The sequence below is a fragment of the Pantoea sp. Ap-967 genome, from assembly GCF_011752565.1.
In the GTDB taxonomy this organism is placed as follows: Bacteria; Pseudomonadota; Gammaproteobacteria; order Pseudomonadales; family Pseudomonadaceae; genus Aquipseudomonas.
The window spans coordinates 110609-133387 of the sequence record NZ_VWXK01000010.1; the positions used below are offsets into that span (position 1 = coordinate 110609).

The window sequence follows — 22779 nt, forward strand, 5'->3', positions numbered from 1 at the left end:
GCTCGCTCCTACGGGGGTGGTAGGAGCGAGCGCAGCTCGCGATGCGCCGCCACGGCGGCGCGCTTGCTCACCCCCAATTCAACGCCCCCGCTGGCACTGGCCGCCCGAACCAATACCCTTGCCCCAACTGGCACTGCTGCGCCAACAGAAATTGTGCCTGTTCAGCCTGCTCGATCCCTTCGGCATGCACCTGCATGCCCATGCTCCGCGCCAAGGCGATGATCACCCGCACAATCGCGATATCATCGTCATCCTGCGGCAAGCCAGCCACAAAGCCCTGATCGATCTTCAGCTTCTGCACCGGCATGCGCTTGAGCCGCAGCAACGACGAATACCCCGTGCCGAAATCATCGATGGCCAGGTTCAAGCCCAGCTCACGCAGGCGATGCAGCTGCTCCAGCGCCACCTCCGGGTCTTCCATCACCGCACTCTCGGTCACCTCCAGCTCCAGCAGCGCTGGGTCCAGGCCGGTTTCGTGCAGCACCTCGGCCACCTGCCGGTACAACTCGTGCTGGCCAAACAGGCGGCTGGAGATATTGACCGCCACGAACGCCAACCCGCGGCCTTCACCTTGCCAGTGCACCATCTGCCGGCATGCCTGGCGCAGCACCCAGGCATCGATCTCGGCAATCAACCCGGTGCGCTCGGCAATTGGAATGAACTCACCCGGCGGCACCAGCCCGCGCTGGGGGTGCTGCCAGCGCGCCAGCGCCTCGACGCCGACCATTTTCCCGGTGAACAGGTCGTGTACCGGCTGGTAGAACACCCGCAACTCGTCCTGGGCCAGCGCCTGGCGCAGCTCGCCGGCCGTTTCCACCCGGTGCTGGGCGTGGGCGGTCAGCTCCTCGGTGTACAGCGCGTAGCAGGCGCGGCCATTGCCCTTGGCCTTGAACAACGCCGAGTCGGCATTGCGCAGCAACTGCTCGGCGCTCAGGGCATCGCTGGGGAACAGGCTGATGCCCACGCTGGCGCTGATGAACAGCCGATGCCCGTCGAAGTCGAACGGCTCGCGCATGCGCTCGATAATCAGCTGCGCCAGCTTGCCGGCCTGGCCCACCTGCTGGCAGTTCTCCGCCAGCACGCCAAATTCGTCGCCGCCCAGGCGTGCCAGGGTCACGCCACTGCCCAGCACCTCACGCAGGCGTTCGCCCACCAGCTTGAGCAACTGGTCGCCAATGGTATGGCCCAGGCCATCGTTGATGCTCTGGAAATGGTCGAGGTCCAGCAGCAGCAAGGCGCAGCCGCGCTTGTTGGCCTGCGCCGCAGCCAGTGCCTGCTCGGCACGGTCGTTGAACAACAGGCGGTTGGGCAGCCCGGTGAGCGGGTCGTGGTGGGCCAGGTAGGCCAGTTCCTGCTCCGAATGCTTGATCGCACTGATGTCGCTGAACACTGCCACGTAGTGGCTCAATTCACCGTTATCGTCACTAATGGCACAGATCGTCTGCCATTGTGGGTAAATTTCACCGCTTTTGCGGCGGTTCCAGATTTCCCCGCTCCATTCACCCTTCTCGGCCAGGGTGGCGTAGATCTGCTGGTAGAACGGCACCCCGTGGCGGCCCGACTTGAACTTGCTCGGGCGCTGGCCCAGCACTTCTTCCTGTTGGTAACCGGTGATGCGCATGAACGCGCGGTTAACGTGCACGATCAGGCCGCGACGGTCGGTCACCAGCACCCCTTCCAAAGTGCTGTCGAACACCGCCGCGGCCATGCGCAGGCGCTCACGGTCGTCGCGGCGCAGCCGGGCGCCGATGCCGATGAAGTTGAGCAGCCGCGCCCGGGTCACGAAAATCAGCAAGGCGCTGACCAGTACCCAGATCACCACATTGATCTGCCGCCCCACGGTCAGTGCCAGCGGGTCGTCGGACATCGTGCGCAGCACCCCCTCCGACAGCACCAGCCAGAGGATCGAAAACACCACATAGAGCGCAGCCATGCGCAATGCGTCGCGGACGGAGACAGACATGTCGGAGCGAATAATCCATTGAAAAGGAAGGGCGATTATAAAGGCATGAAACATGCCGTGACTTCCTATCTGAAAGGGTGACTGGTTTTATTTCCCCACCAAGGGATAATCAGCCCCTCTTCCCTGCAATCCCGAGGGTTTTCCTGCCTATGTGGTACAACGGCCTGCTCGACTTGTCGGCCTGGCAACTGGTCGCCGTCACCCTGCTGATGACCCATGTGACCATCGTCAGCGTCACGGTGTACCTGCACCGCTACTCCGCCCACCGCGCCCTGGAGCTCAACGGCGCGCTCAAGCACTTCTTCCGCTTCTGGCTGTGGCTGACCACGGCGCAGAACACCCGCGAGTGGACCGCCGTCCACCGCAAGCACCACGCCAAGTGCGAAACCCCCGACGACCCGCACAGCCCGGTGTACAAAGGCCTGGGTACGGTGTTGCGCAAGGGTGCCGAGCTGTACCGGGAAGAAGCGCGCAACCCCGAAACCCTGCGTATCTACGGCAAGAACTGCCCCGATGACTGGGTCGAGCGCAACCTCTACTCGCGTTACAAGCTCGGCGGCATCGCCCTGATGGCGGTGCTCGACCTGCTGCTGTTCGGCACCATCGGCATCACCATCTGGGCGGTGCAGATGATGTGGATTCCGTTCTGGGCGGCCGGCGTGGTCAATGGCCTGGGCCATGCGGTGGGTTATCGCAACTTCGAATGCCGCGACGCGGCCACCAACCTGGTGCCGTGGGGTATCGTCATCGGCGGTGAAGAGTTGCACAACAACCACCACACCTACCCCAACTCGGCGAAGCTTTCGGTGAAACGCTGGGAGTTCGACATGGGCTGGGCGTGGATCCGCCTGTTCAGCCTGCTGCGCCTGGCCAAGGTGCAGCGCGTGGCGCCCATCGCCCACCGGGTGGAGGGCAAGGCCAGCCTGGACATGGACACCGCCATGGCCATCTTGAACAACCGGTTCCAGATCATGGCCCAGTACCGCAAGCTGGTGATCGGCCCGTTGGTCAAGCAGGAGCTGGCCAAGGTCGACGCCTCGGTGCGCCACCGCTTCCGCCGCGCCAAGCGCCTGCTGTCGCGGGAAACCAGCCTGCTCGAAGACCGCCACCATGTGCGCATCGAGTCGCTGCTCGCCCACAGCCAGGCGTTGAAAACCATCTACGAGAAGCGCCTGGCCCTGCAGCAGATCTGGGCCCGCACCAGCGCCAATGGCCACGACATGCTGGCGGCCATGAAGGATTGGGTGCACGAAGCCGAAGCCAGTGGCATTCACGCCCTGCACGAGTTCGCCGCGCAGCTTAAAACCTACTCCCTGCGCCCCACCGGGGCCTGACCGCCGTTGATCGGCATGCCCCGCAATGGGGCATGCCAGGCTGGAACTTAACCCCTGAAAATCCACTCAAAACCTGCACATCGCCCGCGGGCGGGCTGGTTGCTGGCCGCGCGCTTCCCTGTCGAGAAACCGCTCCGTGCCCATGGCCAAGACTATCGATTCCACCCTGCCCGGCAATGCCCCTCCCGCCGCCGCCCAAACCTTGCTGGCCCTGCTTCACGCACAGGGCGAGGTTGCCCGCCTGAGCGAGCGCGAGCAGCTTTACAGCTCGCTGCTCGACAGCGTCAATGCCGTGCTGTGGGCCTTTGACTGGGAAACCCGCCAGGTGCTGTATGTAAGCCCGGCCTACGAACGCATCTTCGGCCGCCCGGTCAGCCAGGTGCTGGCCGACTACAACGAATGGCGCGACAGTATCTACCCCGACGACCTGGAATACGCTGAACGCAGCCTGGCCCAGGTGCTGCTCAAGGGTGCAGTGGAAGACCGCGAGTACCGCATTCTCAATGCCAGCGGCGAGGTGCGCTGGCTGAGCGACAAGTGCTACATCAACCAGCAGCTTGAGGGCGACCGGGTAATCATCGTTGGCATTGCCGAGGACATCACCGAGAAGAAACAGCTCGAAGGCGAGCTGCACCGCCTGGCGACGACCGATGTGCTGACCCAGAGCAGCAACCGCCGGCATTTTTTCGACTGCGCCCAGCAGGCCTTCGACGACGCCCGCGAAGCGGGTACGCCGCTGGCGTTCCTGTTGCTGGATATCGATGATTTCAAGCGCATCAATGACAGTTACGGGCACCAGGAGGGCGACCAGGTGCTGCAGCGCATTGCCGACACGGGCAAGGCGGTATTGCGCCGGGGTGATTTGTTCGGGCGCATTGGCGGCGAGGAGTTCGCGGCGGTGTTTCCTGGTTGTACGGCACAGGTGGCCGAGCAGATTGCCGAGCGGTTGCAGCGGGAGATTCAGCGGTTGGGGTTCAGCCATGGGGATGAGGCGTACAACGTGACGGTGAGCCAGGGGCTGACCGGGTTGACGGATGAGGACGAGGTGCTGGATAGCTTGTTTGCGCGGGCGGATGCGGCGATGTATCAGGCCAAGCGGCAGGGGAAGAACCAGATTGTGCGGGGGTGAGGGACCGGTTTGAGGTTGCGCCTGTGAGATCGAGCGCCGCCAGCACGGCGCATCGCGAGCTGCGCTCGCTCCTACCAGGCCAAGCCTACGCAAATCCGGTAGGAGCGAGCAAAGCTCGCGATGGGCTGCGCAGCAGCCCCAGCTCAGAACAGGCGCAAAAGCCTCACAACATCCCCCGGCATTTCCTACAAAACCGCACTGGTACCAGCACCACCCGCAAAATATCCTACAAACCCTGTCGGCTCGCGTCTGATTGTTACTGGAAACCCGTCTCTCTAGGCTTTCCGGGTCGCTGAATGGTTCAGCGATCGGGTGTGGAAACCTGACAATCAATGAGAGTGCGGCTGCCGTCATGGCGGTTGTATACGGAAGGCCGCAAGGCCTGCCGGGGTTCTCATGCCTGGTTTTCCACTCCGTGTACAACCGCCACCCTTCGTGTGGAAACGATTGGGTGGGGTAATGACATGAGAAAGCGTCATGAAAAAATCGTCCCCAACCCACCCTCCCTCAGGCTGTGATGATCGCCCCATCCACCTCAACAACTCAGGGAGAGAACACATGACCGCAGACAACCGCACCACCCCCGGCAAAACCTGCTTCTACCAAGGCGAAACCTTCAAACAACCCTTGTTCCAGATCGCCCCCGGCATCCCCTGCCAGCACGCCCGCGACCAGGCCTCGGAATTGCTGGGCTGCGTGCGCGACCTAACGCTGACCGCCGTGATGGACAACGACCCGCAATTGATCTGGGCCGCGCATTACTTGAGCGCGCTGGCCAAGGCCTTGTTGGATGATGCGGAGCTTGGCATGGGCCGGTGAGATCGAGCGCCGCCCGCGCGGCGCATCGCGAGCTGCGCTCGCTCCTACCAGGGGTGCGATCTCCTGTAGGAGCGAGCAACGCTCGCGATGCGCTGTGCAAGCAGCGCCCAATCCCACAGGCCCTACCCCATCAACGCCGGAGCTGGTCCAGAATCATCAAGTGAACATCCATGTCGACCTTCACCAGATGCTCAAGATCAGCCCGCCCGCCAATACACAGCGCGGGCTCAAAAGCGTACATCTCATTGGCAGCAACTGGCCCGAGCTTGTTCAGCGCTCGCTGAAACAGGGGTTTACCCTGTTCGTCTTCGAAATCGAAGTTTTCCGGCTTCGACATACCCAAGAAAATGCCAACTGCCCGGTCCGGCTCAGGATTAACCTTCTGGAGCTGGTTTTTCAATGCAACGATGCGACCCGTAAGGCTGAGTAGCGTTATCTTGCGTTGATAGCGCTCGCCCCAGGCATACAGCGAACCGAACGCATCCCTGGCGATGACATGATAATTGTCAATCGCTGCCAGTTCGGTACCTTCAAGCCAGCTGTCGAGCGTGTCCTTGTACACGCTTGGATCAACGAGCCAGAACAGGCCGTCCGCATAAGAACACCAGCCTTCTTTCTGCCAGTATCCCAATAAAGCATCTGGTAGCGCGGTGCGATATTTGTCGATCGTCGAGGCCGGCACCACCTCACAGCGTCTTCCCTCCCCCATGTTGGCGATGAACGACTGGAAAAATTCGTCCCTCATTTCGATGCACCCCTCAATAATTCCAATCGAACACTCAGGCAAACGATCGCGCACACCGGTTTTTATCTACCCAACAATTTCTGCCAGAAGCTGCGCTTTTCGGGCTGCGCTACCGGTGGAGGGGGTAACGGCGACGCTTCATGCAAAAGTGCCTGGGGATAATGCTGATGGCCGAGGCAGAGCCGATCATCCAAGCCGAACGCCTTGACCACAGCTACCGCCTCGACACACCAGCGACCAAAGTAGGCGCCACCGGCAAAATTCTCATCGCCATAGCGATACCAGTAAGGGTGCTTGAATGCAGCTGCCTGGGGGTATTTGCCGGAGCGCGCGCCGCTACCCACCTCGGTGTACCAGTGGTCGACGAATTCCAGCAACAGGCCGGCTTGCTGGTCGGGTGGCGCATCAATGGCCGCTTGCAGTCGTTCGTAAGGCCTGGGGTACAGCAGTTCGTTGCCGATCCGTCTTTGCGGCGAGCGGATCGCCATGACACGGTCCAGCAGATTGTCCTCACCCTCGTTTCCCACCAACCTGACCAATCGCTGCCATTGATCGTCTGGTATTTCCAGCGCCAACGCCAGGCCCACGATCCAAAAGCAGACGATGTAGTGGTCATAGTTGACTCGCCAGGCATTGCGGGTATAGCGCTGCTGTTCATTCCATTGCTCACCACCCAGCGCTTGAGAGCGCTCCCAGGCTTCTAGCAAACCAGGAAAGTAATGCGCCAAGGATGAAACAGGCAGCCCGGCAGAGTAACGACGCAACATTTGATGCCAATGGTCCTGCGCCAGCTCGAACAGATACTGTGGCCCATACGATGGATCACCGAAAGGCTTACTGGCCGTTTGCCAGCCAAGATCGATCGACTCATCCCCAAAAGCAACCCACTCAGCCCAATAAGCGGGCTCTCCCAGAGGTGCGCGCAGCTTCATCACTTAATCCCCAGTAACTTGGAAGTGGCCGTAGGGTTGACCACGTATTTGCCAGCCTTATCCAGAACGCCAACGGTTACGTTGCCGAAAGGATCGGTGTGTACTAGCCACTTCTCGACACGTCCCGCAGCCATCGCTTGACGGATTCTCTGCGCTTCGCGCGCATCTCCGCTGACGGACTCGAGGACGCGATTGTAGTTAGTGTTCGCGCCTGTCAACCAGCTATCGCTCATCTGCATGCCATCCTTGGTCTGCTTGAGCGTCGAAGACCCGAACTTGTATTCGACAATCAGGAAGTCCACATCAGGCTTGCTGACCTTGTACAGATCATCAATACCCGTCTGCCCAATGTCAGGTGCTCGACCAATCTTCTGCGCACCCGGAACGATCTGCTGAATACGCTCGCCGCCCATCAGGTCACCAACGATGCTCTTCTGTGCGTTGCTCAAAGCCCGGAAGTCCATCACAGGCGTACCATTGGGATTGAATTGCCCGCCCTTGGCCAAGAGCTTTTCGAAACGCCCCATGCCCGCCATATTCTCCAGGCTGCGGGTCCCAAGCTTGATGCCGACACTTGCCAGCTTTACCCCCCCCTTGGCTACCCCACCGACTCCCGTGGCAATGCTCCCGACCTGCCAGACCAGTTCCCCAAGATCCTGGCCCAACTGATACGCTTTATCGTCGCCCCCCTGCTCAAGAGCAATAGTTACACGATCTATCTTCGCGTTAAGCTCGTTGACGATTTCATCACCGAACTGCTTCCTCACCTGCGGATCGCTCACCAGCTGCTTCATTCCGTTGAGCCCGTCGATCGGGTGCATGATGAAATCGGCTAAACCTTTGATGTCGTCGAACCCTGCCTGAAGCAATCCGGCACCCACGCCCGTCTGCGTCAACAAATCCTGCTTTCTGCTGATGAATGCCCATTTAGCGATAACCTTGAGTTCAGCTATCCGTCCTTGAGCCTCTTTCAACTCCTTCTTCGCCTGCACCAACTGCTGGGTCGCCAGCCAGTTGTTATCCACAGCCCCCGCAGCCGCCCCGGTCGCGGTCGCGGCATCCAGGCCAGTGGTCGCCGCAAGGCCGGTAACCAGGCTGACGATCAAGTTGCGCTTGGCCTCACGCTGGCTTTCGCTCTCGGTTGCGCTCGCCTCCGAGAACAGCCCGGTCAGCAAGCTCGACGCCGCCGCCCCGGCCGCACCGCTGCCACAGCTCTGGCTGCTGGCGGCAGCCCCGGCGCAGGCGACGATGCCGTGCAGTGCGGCGTGCAGTGGTGAGCCTTCATCCAGTGTGCCGTTGGCCACCAGGTCGCCGATGTAACTCGCGCCCTGCTGCTGCACGTAGTTGACCACCATGCCCTGCAGGAACGCGCCATTGCCCGCGCTGATATTGCCGCTGGCGGCGGCCACCAAGGCTGTGGTGATCTGCCGATAAGTGCCGCCAGAGCCCCAGTTACCGGCAATGCCGTCCGCCTCGCCACGCAACCTGCGCGCATCGTCGTACAAGGCCTGGGCGGCCTCGTAATCGGCGGTAGTCTTCGCTTTTGCGTCGGCTTCGTCGGCGGCCTTGCGCTTGGCATCGACTTCCTTGGCCTTGTTCGCCAGCAAGGTGCCGGCCTCGTTGGCAAAGGCGTTGACGATTTCGAAGCCTGCGCGAATCTGCTCTTCGTCGAAGATCGGCTTGAGCGCGTTGGTGCTGTCGCGGTCGCTGGAGACATCGCGGTTGAGCTCGGCGATGGTCTGCTCGGCGCCCTTGCCGGTGCGCTCGCGCTGGGCGGCTTCATCGGTGATCAGAATCGAGCCGCCGCTGATGCCGCTACGGGTCACGCTGCTGGCGCTGTCGCTGGCACTGATGGCAATCGGCAGGCTGGCGCCGAACTCATCGTCGTTGGTCGGCAGTTCGGTGCCCGGAGTGGCCTTGCCGCCGGTTTGCACCTTGCCTTCCTGGTCCTTGCCGGCCGCCTTCCAGCCACCGCCGATGCTGAAGGTGCTGGCGTCGTACTCGGCCTTGTTGCGGATGTCGCTGCTGGTCAGGCTGGCGGTGACCAAGCGATTCTTGCCGTCTTGCACAGCCTGGTCACTGCTGGCGATCACGGCGCCGACCAGGTCGGTATTGCCGCCTACCCGCACATCGAAGCCACCATCACCGGCCTTGATACCCGACTGCTCGGTGACGCTGGCGTAATCGGAGTCCATGTTGGTGCCGCCGAAGTTCGCGCTTGCACCGTCCACCGACACCGAGCTGACACCGGCACAGAACGGCGGAATGCACAGGCTGATGCCAAAGCCCATGCTCTTCTCGTCGACCTTGAAAGTGTCGGTGTCTTGCAGGCTCTCGATGTTCAGGTCACCACCCACGTCGGCGATCACTTGCTTGCCGCCGACCACCGCGCCACGCAGGTTGGTGTCGCCGCCGGAAATGAGCGTGGCGGTGTTGCCGGCCTGCACATGGCTGTTGGTGTGGGTCAGGGTGTCGCCGTCGGCTTCGCCACGGTTGCCGCTTACGCCCAGGTCCAGGGTGAAGCCGTTACGGCTGCCCCCCAGCGAGAAGCCGATGCCCACGCTGGCGCTGCTGCCCTTGCTGTCGCTGTCCTGCTGGCTGGTGTTGCGCGCGGCCAGCAGGTTGATGTCGCCATCGGCCACCAATGAGGCGTCATGGCCCGCGCGGATGTCACTGCCCTGCACGGTGATATCGCTGTCGCTGCCAGCACCGGTGGCACGCAGGCGCACATCATTGCCCGCAACGACCGTGGAGCCTTTGGCCGCATCGCTTTGCTGCACGGTGGTGCTCTGCTGCTGCTTGGTGCCCAGCGACAGGCTGATGTTGATGCCCCCGGCCATGCCCGGGTCCTGGGCCACGGCGGTGGCGGCATTGTTCACCGCCAGTGCCGTGGTGGCCGCCGCCAGCGCCTGCATGCGGCCGTCCTCGGTTTTTTTCGAGGCATCGTGCATTTGCTGGGTGGTCTGGATGGCACTGATCACCGGGTTGGTGATGGTCAGGGTGAAACCGGTCTGCTTGAAGCGGGTTTCGCGGGTGCGCTCGCTGGTTTCACGGGCCTCGGTAATGGCGATCTGCTGGGCCAGCACATCCACGTCGCCCTTCGGCGCCATCACGTCGCTACCCACCTGGCGGTACTGGCGCCCGGCCTCGATCAGAATGTCACCCTCAGTGCTGCCCACCGTGCTGGCTCGGGCGGTTTCGCGGGTGGTGAGGTCTTTGACGCTTTGCTCCTGAGTGCCGATGGTCACGGCGATGCCGCCACCGCTGAACAGGCCGCTCTTCTTGGTGGTTTTGTCGTGGCGCTCGCTGCTGCTTTCGCTGGCCGCCTCGATGTTGATGTCGCGATCGGCGGCCAACACGGTCTGGCTGGTGGACACCACATCGCTGCCGCGCACGTTGATGTCGCGGCCAGCCTGCAGGTATGCCTGCTCGGCACTCAGGGTGGTGCCGCTGGCCTGGGTTTGGCTGACCGTATCGCGCAGGGTGGTGGTTTTGCTGGAGAACAGCCCGTTGCTGCCCTTGAACTTGTGCGCTTCGTCGGCGAACTGGTACTGCTCGGAGGCCTGCAGGTTGAGGTCGCGCCCAGCCTCGGCCAGCACCATGCCTTGCTCGCTGCTCAGGGTGGCGCCACGGGCAGCAATATCCTGGCCGGCCTGCACGCGCAGGTCGCCCATGGTTTGCACGGTACTGCCCACCTCGCCGCGGCTGGCTTCGTTACGCCAGTTGCTGGAGTTCCACACCAGCGATTGCTGATGGCTTTCGCCCACGGTGGTCAGGTTTACATCGCGCCCGGCTTCAAGCTGGGTGATGCCACCAGCACCGGTGTTGACCACCTGCGCTGCGGCGAGGTTGAGGTCGTTGCCAGCAGACACGTTCATCGTGCCCTCGGCACCACTGACGAACAGCCCAGCCACTCGCGAAACATTGGTGCGGGTACCTTGCTCGCTGCTGCTGTCACGGGTTTGCGAAGTGAGGTTGATGTCTTTGCCGGCTTCGATGGCCAGGCTGTCGGTGGCGCCGATCAGGCCGCCAAGGTTGTTGAGGTTGTCGCGGGTCTGCAGCGACACATTGTTGGCCTGAATGCGCCCACCGAGGTTGTCGATGTTCTGCGCGGTCAGCGCCATCACGCTGCGCCCGCCAAGGCTGCCGCTGTTGAGCAAATCGCCACTGACGTCGAGCTTGAGCTGCTGGCCGGCAATCAGCGCGCCGTTGCCGGTCAGGTCGCCTTCGCGCACCCGCACATACACCTGGGGCACCAGCACCTGGCGGGTTTCACCACTGGCCAGGGTGACCTGGCGCTGCACCAGCCAGACGATATCGCTGGTGAGCTGGGCCATCTGCTCGGCGGTCAGGGCCACGCCCGGCACCAGGTTCCAGTCGTTGGCCAAGGTGACAGCGTTGTCGATCAACGCCCGGTATTGGGCCTCGTCGCTGGCGTAGCCGTCGAGGAAACGCCGCCCGGTAAGCTGGGCGATCTGCTCGCGAATCAGTTTCTGCTCGTAGAAGCCGTCACCCAGGCGCAGCTGGGTGGTGGCCGGGTCGACCTGCAGGCGGTCGAGCATGTAGTCCGACGACAGCCACTGGCGGTAGCTGGTGAAGCGTGGGTCGGACTCGATCAGGTAACCCTGGGTGGCCGTGGGGTTGGTCTGGAACAGGCTGTTGCTCGGCAGTGCCAGGCTCGGCGCACCGCTGCGCACCAGGTCGGCGACGCCTTGGCCATCGTTGAGCTTGACCTCCACCACCGCGCCCACGCGGTGCTGGTCGCTGACCTGGGCATCGACGGCGCCAACGGTCGCCACCTGCTGGCCCACCGCCTGCTGCTCGCGGCCACTGATCTGCGTGCCGCTGCCGTTGATGGTGGCGTGCTCGCCGTACTCGGTCGGCGTGAGGTCGATGTCCTGGATCAACGGCGCCGGGCGGTAGGCGGTGATATTGGTGCCTTGGCGGTCACGGCCCTTGCGCTGGATGCGGTAGAAATTGGTGGCGGTGCCGGCATCGGTAGTAACGCGCTGGCCATCCACCTCGGTGTTGGTCACCGTGGCAGCTCCCGCCTGCAGCAAGCCACCGGCGAGGATGCGGCTCTTGTCGTTGAACACCGTATCGCCGCTGAAGGTCAGGTCACCGCCCGCCAGGATCTGCCCCGGCGCCGAGGTGAGGATGCGGGTTTCGGTCACCGTGCGGGTGTAGTCGTAGCGGTTGAAATTGTCGCGGGTGCCGGTGGGGGTGCTCAGGTGGTCGACTTCGTCGTTGTAGACGGTGACCTCATCTGGCCGGTAACGGTTGGGCGAACCGCTGAGCTGGTACTCGCGCAGCTGTTCGCTGCTGACCTGCACCTGGGTAGTGCTGAAGTGTTCGTTGGTGTTGCGCAGCTCGGCCACGGCCAGGCGCACATCGCCCAGCGCTTCGACGGTGGCACTGGCGTTGGTCAGCAACACGGCGCGGCCGGTGGCCTGGTCGTTGGCATCGAGTGCGCCGCCGATGGCCAGGTTACCGGCACTGAAGATCAACGCGTCTTCGCGGTTGTCGATGCGCTGGGCACCGATGTCCAACTGGTCACGGGCGGCAATCACCGCAGCGCGGCCTTGTTCGTCACGGTTGTTCAGGGTTTGCGCGGCGATGGCCAGTTGGTCGCCGTAGATACGCCCAGTGCCCAGGTTGTCGAGGGTAGCGGCCTGCAGCCGCACCTTCTGGCCATCGAACAGGCCACGGTTGGTCAATTGGCCGGCCACCTGCACATTCACATCGGTGGCAGACACCTCGCCGCTGGCCTGGTTGTCCAGCGCCTGGCTGCTCACTTTGAGCGCCTTGCCAGCCAGCAGCTGGCCGTTGTTGCTCAACGTGCCGCCGATGGCGATATCCAGGGTGCCGTTGGCCTGCAGTTGCCCGGCCGTGGTCAGGTCGCCCTGCTGGCGCAGGATCAGGTCGCCCAGGCTCAAGGCGCGGCCACTGCCGCTGAAATAGGCGGCGTTCATCGACAGCAGGCTGCCGGCGATCAGGGTACCGCTGCCATTGTCGATGCGCAGGCGCCCGGCCCCGCTGTCACGCTCGGCCAGCAGCAGCTGGGTGCCTGCCGATACCAGGCCGGCATCGTTGTTCAGGCCGGTTGCCAGGCCCAGGTCGATGGCGTTGTCGGCGCGCAGTGCGCCGGTGCGGTTGTCCAGGGTGTCGGCCCGCACCAGCAGCGACTGGCCTTCGATGCCATGGTCCTGGCTGCCGGTGGCGCGGTTGTCGAGCTGCGCGGTGGTGACGCTCAGTTGCCCGGCGCTGCGCAGCAGGCCGTTGCGGTTGTCGACGGCGCTGGCTTGTTCGATGGCCAGCGCGCCGCGCGCCTGAACTTCACCCCCTTGGTTGTCGAGCTGCTGGCCGACCAGGCGCACCTGGCTTTCGCCAACGATTTGGCCGTGGTTTTCCAGGCTGTCGGCGGCCAGCAGCAGGTTGCCCTTGGCGGCGATGAAGCCGCCGTCGTTGACCAGCTGCGCACTGCGCAGCTCGACTTCGCCTTGGCCGACGATGCCTTTGGTGGCGCCCGAGTCGCTGTTGCGCAGAGCCTGGTCACCGGTATCGACCAGCAGGCGGCCGCCGGCCTGGATCAAGCCCGCGGCATTACGCAGCTCGCCACTGCGCAGGTCCAGGGTGGCAGCGGCATCGAGGGTGCCGCCGCTGTTGTCGAAGCGCTGGCCACGGCTGTCGAGCAGCAAGCCACGGCCACTGACCACGCCCTGGCGGTTATCCACACCCAGGGCGCTGACCTGGATATCCCCAGCGGCCTCCAGGCGCCCGCCCTGGTTGAGCAGCACCTTATCCAATGTGAGCTGCAGGCCGGCACTCACCGAACCCAGCACCCCGCCGGTGTTGTCCAGCTGGCCAGCGATCACTTGCATGGCCTGGGTGGCGGCCACGGTACCAGCCAGGTTGCTCAGGCGCTGGGCCTGCACGTTCAAGGTGCCACCGGCGCTGAGGGTGCCGTTGTCGTTGAGCAGTTCGCCCACGCCAAAGCTGGCCGCGCCACCGGCGGCGAGCGTGCCACCGCGGTTGTCCAGGCGCTGGGCATTGCGCACCTCCAGGTTACCGCCTGCGGTGGCGATAACGGTGCCGTCGCGGGTGTCGAGCGTCTGGGCATCGAGCACCAGGTTACGTGCCTGGGTTTGCCCGCCGGCAAGCACGGCGTTCTGGGCGGTCAGTTGCAGGTTGCCGTTACTGGCCAGGGTGCCGGCCTTGCCTTCCAACTGGTCGGCACGTACCGCCAACTGCCCGCTGCCGGCATGCTCGACCTTGCCCGCCTGGTTGTTCAATTGGCTGGCTTGCAGGTTGAGGTCCTGGGCATTGCTGGCGATGCGCCCACCGTGGTTGTCCAGCGTGCCGCTGGCCTTGATGCTGGAGGCGCCCTGGCCGGTTTGCACCAGTTCGCCCGCAACGTTGGCGATGTCCTTGGCCGAAAGCTGCAGGTTGCCAACGTTGACCTTGGCCTGGTCGCTGCGCAAGGTTGCGCTGGCATTGGCCACCAGTGAACCGGCGCTGTCGACCTGGCTGCCGGCCAGGTCCAGGTCGCCCTGAGTGGCATTGAGCTGCAGGTCACCGGCCTGGGTCTGGCTGTTGCGCAAGTCGATGCGCTCGCCTTGCAGGTCGAGCGTGCCGCTGGCGTGGTTCTGGCCGTTGGCGCTGATTTGCTTTGCCCTGGCCTGCAGGCGCGCATTGCCGCTGGACTTGCCATCGGCATCCACGCCTGCGGCCAGCAGCGACGCCTGGCCACTGCTGAGCTGGTTGGCCTGGATGTTCACGTCACCCTGGGCGGCGAGCACGCCGCTGTTGTTTACCGTGCCGGCGCTGGTGACGGCCAGGGAGCCCTTGGCGTAGGCGCTGCCGCTGTTGTCCACGCCCGTGGCCGCCACCTGCAGCGCGCCAGCACTGCTGATCGCGCCCTGGTTGCTCAATTTGCCATCGGCGCTGACCACCACTTCCCCGGCCATGGCGCCGATTTGCCCGGCGTTGCGCACGCCAACGCCGGCCTCGGTGCCCACCAGCTTGATCTTGCCGGCGTACATGCCGCCCAACGCTGCCACATCGATGGCCACTTCAGGCTTCTGGCTGCCGTCATCAGCCAGCGCCGTGGCCTGGGTGTTGTCGGCATTGACCTGGTTGCGCCCGGCGGTCACTTTGAGGTCACTGGCCCAAACCCCGGCATTGACCTCGACGGTGCGTGCGATCAGGTCGGTGTAGTCGCTGTCGCGGGCATCCAGGCCCTTGCCGGTGATGCTCAGGGTACCGCCCTCGACGCGGTAGCCGGTGATCTGGCCGTTCTCCAGCTGGGCACGTCCGGTGGTCAGGGTGGAGCGGTCGGCATTGATGAAACCGCAACCATCACAGGTGATGCCGGCGGGATTGGCGATCACCACTTCGGCGCGTTTGCCGGCCACTTCCACGTAGCCGCGCAGTTGGCTGGGGTTGCTGGCATTGACCTCGTTGAGAATCACCCGGGCGCTGCCGTTGCCCAGGTAGGGGTTGCCTTCCACCCAGCCGGCCAGCTGGGTCTGGCTGTTGTTGGCGCCATTGTTGAGGATGGCACCACGGCCATCGACATCGAACTGGTTGTAGGTGTTGTGCGATACCCCAGCACCACTTGGCGCGCGGATGTTCACCAGCGGCGTGCCATTGGCGCTTTCGATCACCATTGGCTGTTGGCCGCCCGGCGCCGAGGGGTCGGCCACGATGCCTGCGGCCCAGGCCGGCGCAACGCTCAGGCTGACCAACCCCAGCGCGCCCATCACCGCGAAGCGCAGCTGGCCCAAAGTGGCGATGCACGGCCCCGCACGGCGCCCCGGCGCCTGGGTGGTGCCTGGCGCCTTGCCTTGGGCACTGACGTTCTCGGCCACCACCATGAGCAGGCCGCGCGCCTTGTTGAAAACGATCCGGTAAAGGTGCTTGTTCATTGCAATTCCCTTTGCGTTGGCGGGTCAGGCAGAGGTGGCCAGTGGGTGGGCGGCAAACCAGGCACGGGCCTGTTCGGGGATCACACCGATGCCATGGAAGGTCTTGATCTTCAGGCCACGCTGTTCGCCCTTGTGGTAGAGCGCGCGGGCGCAACTGTTGGGGAACACGCGGCTGAGCAGCAGGCGGCTGAGCACTTCGGTGTGGCCGAACGGCGCGATCCAGTCGTTGACCCACAGGCGCTCACCACTGCACCAGTCGGCCTCCTCCATCTCGATGGGCGAGTGGGTCAGGTAGCGGCGCTCGGCGGCTTCGTCCAGGCTCAACCACGACAGGTAGAACACTGGCTGGCCGCCCTGGCTGCCAAGCACGAACTGGCGGTGCTTGAGGGCCGGCAGCAACAGGCTCGACAAGGTGTGAAGGGGCGCGTCGCGGTGCGCGGCAGAATGCATCCACAGCCAGGTGGCACTGCCCAGGGCAGTGGCTTCGTTCCACGGCTCGTCGAACACCCCGGGGGCTGTGATCTCAAACGTGTCGAAACGCATGGCAGTTCCTCAGAACGACAGCGCGACGGTGAAGGCGCTGGTGAAATTGGCGGTTTCGAAGCCGTCCGGCTTCTTCAGCGGTGTGCCCCACGACCAGTCGTAGGAGAGGTTGCGATAGGCTCCACGCACCCCCACCACGGCACCGGCCAGGCGCCGGCCTACCAGGTAATCGGCGGAATTGCCGCCGACCTCGCCGTAATCGACCCCGGCGTAAAGTTCCTGCCCGCTGTTACCCAGGGCCAGGCCCAGTTCGTTGCTCAGGGTCCAGCCACGGTCGGCAGACAAGATGTTTTCGCCATCGAACCCCCGCACGCTGTAGCGCCCGCCAATGCTGAAACGGTCCTGGGGTACCAGCTCGGTGCGGTTCCATTGCGCACGCCAGGCGCCCAGGTAACGCAGGCGCTGGCCATAGGCTGCGAACGGCACCTGCCACTGGGCGTCGGCGAGGATGATCTTGGAGCGGGCCGAGCCGTCGCCAAAGGCGTCTTCCGGCGCTTCCAGCGAGCCATGGGCCCCGGTGCCACGGCGGTAGCTGGCGCCCAGGTCGAGGGTGGCCGGGCCAATGAATTCGCGGTGGTTGACCCCAGCCTGCCAGCCGGCCATGCGCCGGTGCTGCTGCTGGATCTGGGTGTCGTCGATGAAATTGTCGGAGGCGCGCGTCCACAGGCTGCTCCACAGCGTGGTCTTGCGCACGGCATCGCGGTACACCAGGCGTGACAGGCGCAGCTCGTTGTTGCGGCTTTCGCCGCGGTACTGGAAGTTCTGGTTCGCCCCGGCCACGGTCTGGTGGTAGTCGTACTCGCTGCTGGTGACTGCCAGTTGCCAATAGCCGAACGGCACCGAGTAATGCAGGGTGTGGCCCTTGGAGCCTTTGTCGCCCGACTCACCGCCGCCCAGGTCGTGGTTGAAGCTGGCGTAGAACAGGTCGTTGAGGTTCAGCGGGTTGTCCAGCGACAGCGCCACGGCGCCCTGGTACTTGCCGGTGGTCTTGCTGCCGCCGTTGTCCAACTGCAGGCTCAGGCGGGCTGGGAAACGCTGGCGCCAGGCGATGATTACGTCGCTCTCGCCGGGCTTGGCCTGGCTGCCGCTGGCCGGGGCGATACGGATGTCGGCCTCGGCAGTGGGCACACGCTTGAAGTTTTCCAGGCCCTGCTCGATGTCGCGCAGGTTCAGCAGGTCGCCGGGTTTGGCGGGTACTGCGTTCCACAGGTTGGCGCGTTGGCTGGTGCCTTCGGCAAAGCGGATATCGCCAATGCGCCCTGGCAACAGGGTGAGTACCAGGATACCGCTGCTCAGGTCCTGGGCTTCGGCCAGTACCCGGGTGGTGACGTAGCCCTTCTCGATGATCGCATTCTGCATGCGCTTCATGGTCAGGTTGATACCGGCCGAGCCCAGGCAACGGCCTAGCGCTGGGTCTTCCTTGGGGTTGGCGGCCTTTACCGCCCACTGGAACTGCTCGGCGGCATCGCCAATCAGGCGGATGTCGTTGATCTTGAAGCAGGGTGTTTCCTGCTTGGGGAGCAGGCCTTGGCCGCCGGTGGGTGCTTCCAGGCGTACATCGGGCTGGGCTTCAAGCTGCTCGCGCAATGCCCGTTCGCGTTGTTGCTGGCGCAGCAGGGGGTCGTCCGGGGTAGCGGCAAGGCTGGCTTGCGCAGCGCTCAGGCAAGCGGCCAGCAGAAACAGGCGAATGGCGAGTGGTGGCATGTCACATCCTTGTGGACCGGTAAGTGCGAAGGCACTGATCGCGCGATGTGACGGGCAATAGCAGGAAAAGTTGCAGCGGTGGTGAGGAAATTTAGCGGAATATCGCTATTTGTGAGGGAAATCCCACAGTTAACGTCGTGTTTTGTCGTGCTTGACGCATCTTGACCGTTTGTCGGGTGGTGGCAAGATGGGCGCCGCTGCGCGGCGCATCGCGAGCTTTGCTCGCTCCTACCAGGCACGCGCCCCACCCGGTAGGAGCGAGCGCCAGCTCGCGATGGGCCAGCCGGGCGGCGCTCGATCTAGAAGGCGGGCTCAGGCAGTGGGTTCAGGCGGCTCGGCTTGCTCTGGTTGTTCGGGCAACACGTCGATCACCGGGGTTTCAGCCACAGGTTCGGCTTTGCCTTCGGTATTCTCCACCTTGCGCAACCGCCCCAACTCCGGCAACCCGACTTTCAGCAGCCGCGCGGTCTTGCCGTTGGCCAGCCGCTCCAACCCCTGGTCCGCCGGCAACCGCGCCAGCTGCCCGGCCAGGTTCATCGCCAGGATCTCCCGCGAATACACCCCGCCGCCCAGTTGGTAGATCGCCGCAATCAATTCCCGCAGGCCCAGCGGCAAGCGCCAGCGGGTGCGCAGGGCGGAACCGAAGGCTGCGCCGAATTCGTTCAGTGCCAGTTGCACCTTGTCTTCATCCAGCTCGCCACCGGCCAGGCGCCATTCCTGCAGGCAGCGCAGCACCGCCAGGTCGCCCAGCGAATGCAGCAGGCCAGCGCAATAGCAGCGCTCCTGGTCCAGGTCGAGCATGCGCGCCAGCGAGCGGGCGTATTCGGCGGTGTGCAGCGAGAGGTTCCAGTACCGGGTGGCATGCTGGGTCAACAGCGCGTCGCTGAGGTGGGCACTGCGCTTGAGGGTCATGCCCAGGATCAAGTTCATGCTCTGGGTGCTGCCCAACTTGTTCAGCGCCTGCAGCAAGGTTTGCGCCGGGGCATCGCGGTGCAGGGCAGCGCTGTTGGCGGCAGCGATCAGCACGGCGGTGATCTGCGGGTCGTCACGCACCTCTGACTCCAGCACCCTGAGGTTCAGCCCTTGGGGGTTCAGCGCACGCTTGATCGCCAACTGCACATCGGCAAACAGTGGCCCGCCATCAGCAGTTGCCCGACGCTGTTCCAGGTAGTCGCTGAGTTTCACCCCCGGCAGCAACGCCGGAATCGGGCACGACACCTCTTCGCCGGCATGCACCAACAACACTTCCAGGCGCTTGCGCAGCTTGTCGAAGTTCAGCGGCTTGCTCAGGTATTCAGTGGGATGAAAGCGCAGGGTTTCCTTCACGCTGGCGGGGTCGCTGCGCTCGCTCAGCAGGATGAACGGCAGGGCCGACTTCTCCGTTTGGCTACGGACCTTGCGCAGCAGATCCAGGCCGTCGCCAGCGGGCAGTTCACGGGCGGCAATGATCAGGTCGGGCTTGCTCGACAGCGCACTGATCGCCTGCGAGCCGTCGGCACACACCTGCAGGCGGGCGTCGCAACGCACGCTGAGCAGCATTTCCCGCAGCATGTCGCGTACCCAGGGGTCGCCCTCGACAATCAACACGCTAGGTGGGGTGGGGTCTGCAGCACTCATGGCCAACTCCTGAATATCCCTGACACACAGTCCTTCGCAGCTTCCAAGGCAAGTCCTTCCACAACCATAGCGCTCCTGAGCTTTCCTGGGCACAAAAAAAAACCCGCCGAGGCGGGTTTTTCATGAAACGTGTCACATCAGGCGAGTTCAGCGAAGCACTCTTCGATGATGGCCAGGCCTTTGTCCAGCAGTGCGTCTTCGGCGGTCAGCGGAACCAGAATCCGCAGAACGTTGCCGTAGGTGCCGCAGGACAGCAGGATCAGGCCCTTGTCACGTGCCTTGGCAACCACTTGGGCCACGGCAGCAGCGTTCGGGGTGTGGGTGCCTTTCTCGAAGACTTCCACAGCGATCATCGAACCCAGGCCACGGACATCACCGATGATCGAGTGTTTTTCCTGGATCTTGCGCAGGCCGGTGGTCAGGTGCTCACCCACGGCTTTGCTGCGATCCAGCAGTTTCTCTTCCTCGAACACCTGGATAACGGCCAGGGCCGCGGCGCAGGCGATTGGCGAGCCGGCGTAGGTGCCGCCCAGGCCACCTGGGGCGATGGCGTCCATGTACTCGGCCTTGCCGCAGACACCGGCCAGCGGGAAGCCGCCAGCGATGGACTTGGCGAAGGTGGTCAGGTCAGGCGCAACACCCATCTGCTCCATGGCGAAGAAGGTGCCGGTACGGCCAGCACCGGTTTGCACTTCGTCGGCAATCAGCAGGATGCCGTGCTTGTCGCACAGCTCGCGCAGGCGCTTCATCAGCTCTTTCGGCGCTGGCAGGAAGCCGCCTTCGCCTTGCACAGGCTCAAGGATGATCGCGGCGATGTCGCGTGGCTCGGCGTCGTTCTTGAAGATACGCTCAACCGAGGCGATGGCGTCGTCAACGCTCACACCGTGCAGCTCGCTCGGGAACAGGGCGCGGAACACGCCGCCTGGCATCAGGCCCATGCCAGCGGAGTACGGCACGACCTTGCCGGTCAGGCCCAGGGTCATCATGGTACGGCCGTGGTAGCCGCCGGTGAAGGCGATCACACCAGCGCGGCCAGTGGCGGCACGGGCGATCTTCACGGCGTTTTCAACGGCTTCGGAGCCGGAGGTTACCAGCAGGGTCTTCTTGTCGAAGTCGCCTGGCACCAGCTTGTTGATCTTCTCGCACAGCTCTACGTAGGGTTCGTAGGCCAGCACCTGGAAGCAGGTGTGGCTGACTTTGGTCAGCTGCTCTTGCACGGCTGCAACCACTTTCGGGTGCAGGTGGCCGGTGTTCAGTACTGCGATGCCGCCGGCGAAGTCGATCAGTTCGCGGCCTTCAACGTCGATCACGGTCGCGTTCTTCGCCGATTCGACGAAGATCGGGTGAATTTGGCCAACGCCACGTGGGACGGCGGCGACACGACGTTGCATCAAGGATTCGTTGGTCTTGCTCATAATGCCCTCATTGCGCCGAGTGGCGGCGCTTTTATTCGGGGGTGGCTGGCTGCGCCTTCGAACAGTATTCGTTGATCGACTGCCGAAAACGCCCTGGCCACCAGGTGCTGCATGTCAAAAAGGCCAGCGAGACGTCGCTCTCGCGCCCCGCTGGCAGAGGTAAAGCCTGTGAAACGGGTTACCGTGCGATCAAACGCTGATGCACAGGTATTTGATTTCGAGGTAGTCCTCGATACCGTATTTGGAACCTTCGCGGCCAAGGCCCGAGGCCTTGATGCCACCGAACGGCGCGACTTCGTTGGAGATCAGGCCGGTGTTGATACCCACCATGCCGTATTCCAGGGCCTCGGCAACACGGAACACACGGCTCATGTCGCGGGCGTAGAAGTACGAGGCCAGGCCGAATTCGGTGTCGTTGGACATGGCGATGACTTCGGCTTCGTCTTTGAAGCGGAACAGCGGCGCCAGTGGGCCGAAGGTTTCTTCCTTGGCAACGGCGGCGGTTTTCGGCACGTCGACCAGGATGGTCGGCTCGAAGAAGTTGCCTTCGATCAGCTTGCCACCGGACAGCACCTTGGCGCCTTTGCCCACGGCGTCTTCGATGTGTTCCTGAACCTTGGCAACGGCCTTGCCGTCGATCAGCGGGCCAGTGGTGGTGCCTTCTTCCAGGCCGTTACCGATCTTCAGCTTGGCAACAGCGGCGGCCAGCTTCTGGGCGAACGCGTCGTACACGCCGTCCTGCACGTAGATACGGTTGGCGCAGACGCAGGTCTGGCCGTTGTTGCGGTACTTGGAGATGATCGCGCCCTCGACGGCCTTGTCCAGGTCGGCGTCGTCGAACACGATGAACGGGGCGTTGCCACCCAGCTCCAGGGAAACTTTCTTGATGTCCTTGGCGCATTCTTCCATCAGCTGGCGACCGATTTCGGTCGAGCCGGTGAAGGACAGCTTGCGTACCAGGGAGTTGCCAGTCAGCTCGCCGCCAACTTCGCCAGCGCTGCCGGTAACCACGCTCAGCACGCCAGCCGGGATGCCGGCACGGGTGGCCAGCTCGACCAGGGCCAGGGCGGAGTACGGGGTTTGCGAGGCAGGCTTGAGCACCATGGTGCAGCCAGCGGCCAGGGCCGGGCCGGCTTTACGGGTGATCATGGCGGCCGGGAAGTTCCACGGGGTGATGGCCGCGGTAACGCCGATTGGCTGCTTGATGACGATCAGGCGCTTGTCTGGCTGGTGGCCCGGGATGGTGTCGCCGTAAACGCGCTTGGCTTCTTCGGCGAACCACTCGATGAACGAGGCGGCGTAGGCGATTTCGCCCTTGGCTTCGGCCAGTGGCTTGCCTTGTTCTGTGGTCATCAGGCGAGCCAGGTCGTCCTGGTTCTCGATCATCAGTTCGAACCAGCGACGCAGTTTGTTCGAGCGCTCTTTGGCGGTCAGTGCGCGCCAGGCCGGCAGGGCCTTGTCGGCAGCTTCGATGGCGCGGCGGGTTTCCGCGGTGCCCATCTTCGGCACGGTACCGATGACTTCACCCGTGGCCGGGTTGGTCACGTTGATGGTCTGACCGTTATCCGCATCCAGCCACTCACCATTGATGAAGGCTTGCTGGCGGAACAACTGAGCGTCTTTGAGCTGCATGTCGGCTTCCCGAAATTGT

At 63.7% G+C, this 22779-nt stretch carries 12 protein-coding genes; 3 read left to right on the top strand and 9 right to left on the bottom strand.

Annotated features, from left to right (window positions below):
- Nucleotides 1–67: 67 nt before the first annotated feature.
- The gene (dibA, locus tag F3J45_RS12915; protein ID WP_167062787.1) at nt 68–1963 is read right to left on the bottom strand and encodes a phosphodiesterase DibA; all 1896 of its coding nucleotides are present in this window, start codon (nt 1961–1963) and stop codon (nt 68–70) included.
- A gap of 149 nt (nt 1964–2112) precedes the next feature.
- Between dibA and desA the strand changes: the two genes are divergently transcribed.
- The 3 genes from desA to F3J45_RS12930 all read left to right on the top strand — a co-directional run bounded on the left by desA (nt 2113) and on the right by F3J45_RS12930 (nt 5245).
- Nucleotides 2113–3297: a delta-9 fatty acid desaturase DesA gene (desA, locus tag F3J45_RS12920; RefSeq protein ID WP_167062790.1), complete on the top strand. Its 1185-nt coding sequence runs from the start codon at nt 2113–2115 to the stop codon at nt 3295–3297.
- Nucleotides 3298–3439: 142 nt separating this feature from the next.
- Nucleotides 3440–4426 (top strand): sensor domain-containing diguanylate cyclase, encoded by a 987-nt coding sequence (locus F3J45_RS12925; RefSeq protein ID WP_167062794.1) that lies wholly within the window; start codon nt 3440–3442, stop codon nt 4424–4426.
- Nucleotides 4427–4984: 558 nt separating this feature from the next.
- Nucleotides 4985–5245 carry a DUF3077 domain-containing protein gene (locus F3J45_RS12930; RefSeq protein ID WP_167062797.1) on the top strand — a complete coding sequence of 87 codons (261 nt, stop codon included), beginning with the start codon at nt 4985–4987 and terminating at the stop codon, nt 5243–5245.
- Nucleotides 5246–5375: 130 nt separating this feature from the next.
- Here F3J45_RS12930 and F3J45_RS12935 read toward each other — a convergent pair whose 3' ends face one another.
- From F3J45_RS12935 to gabD, 8 genes are all read right to left on the bottom strand, one after another.
- Nucleotides 5376–5990: a GAD-like domain-containing protein gene (locus tag F3J45_RS12935; RefSeq protein ID WP_167062800.1), complete on the bottom strand. Its 615-nt coding sequence runs from the start codon at nt 5988–5990 to the stop codon at nt 5376–5378.
- A 62-nt stretch (nt 5991–6052) separates the two neighbouring features.
- Entirely contained in the window at nt 6053–6922 is an 870-nt protein-coding gene (locus F3J45_RS12940; RefSeq protein ID WP_167062803.1) for a PoNe immunity protein domain-containing protein, read from the bottom strand.
- A complete protein-coding gene (locus F3J45_RS12945; RefSeq protein ID WP_167062806.1) occupies nt 6922–15849 on the bottom strand; it encodes a hemagglutinin repeat-containing protein in 8928 nt (2975 codons plus the stop codon). Before F3J45_RS12945 ends, F3J45_RS12940 begins: the two co-directional genes overlap by 1 nt.
- A 24-nt stretch (nt 15850–15873) precedes the next feature.
- Entirely contained in the window at nt 15874–16392 is a 519-nt protein-coding gene (locus F3J45_RS12950; RefSeq protein WP_167062809.1) for a toxin-activating lysine-acyltransferase, read from the bottom strand.
- Between the two features lie 9 nt (nt 16393–16401).
- Entirely contained in the window at nt 16402–18096 is a 1695-nt protein-coding gene (locus F3J45_RS12955; RefSeq protein ID WP_167062811.1) for a ShlB/FhaC/HecB family hemolysin secretion/activation protein, read from the bottom strand.
- A 312-nt stretch (nt 18097–18408) separates the two neighbouring features.
- Complete coding sequence (locus F3J45_RS12960) at nt 18409–19713, bottom strand: response regulator (protein ID WP_167062814.1); 1305 nt, start codon at nt 19711–19713, stop codon at nt 18409–18411.
- Nucleotides 19714–19850: 137 nt separating this feature from the next.
- On the bottom strand, nt 19851–21128 hold the full coding sequence (gene gabT / locus F3J45_RS12965) for a 4-aminobutyrate--2-oxoglutarate transaminase (protein WP_167062817.1): 1278 nt from the start codon (nt 21126–21128) through the stop codon (nt 19851–19853).
- A 189-nt stretch (nt 21129–21317) separates the two neighbouring features.
- Complete coding sequence (gene gabD / locus F3J45_RS12970) at nt 21318–22760, bottom strand: NADP-dependent succinate-semialdehyde dehydrogenase (RefSeq protein WP_167062820.1); 1443 nt, start codon at nt 22758–22760, stop codon at nt 21318–21320.
- Nucleotides 22761–22779 lie beyond the last annotated feature (19 nt).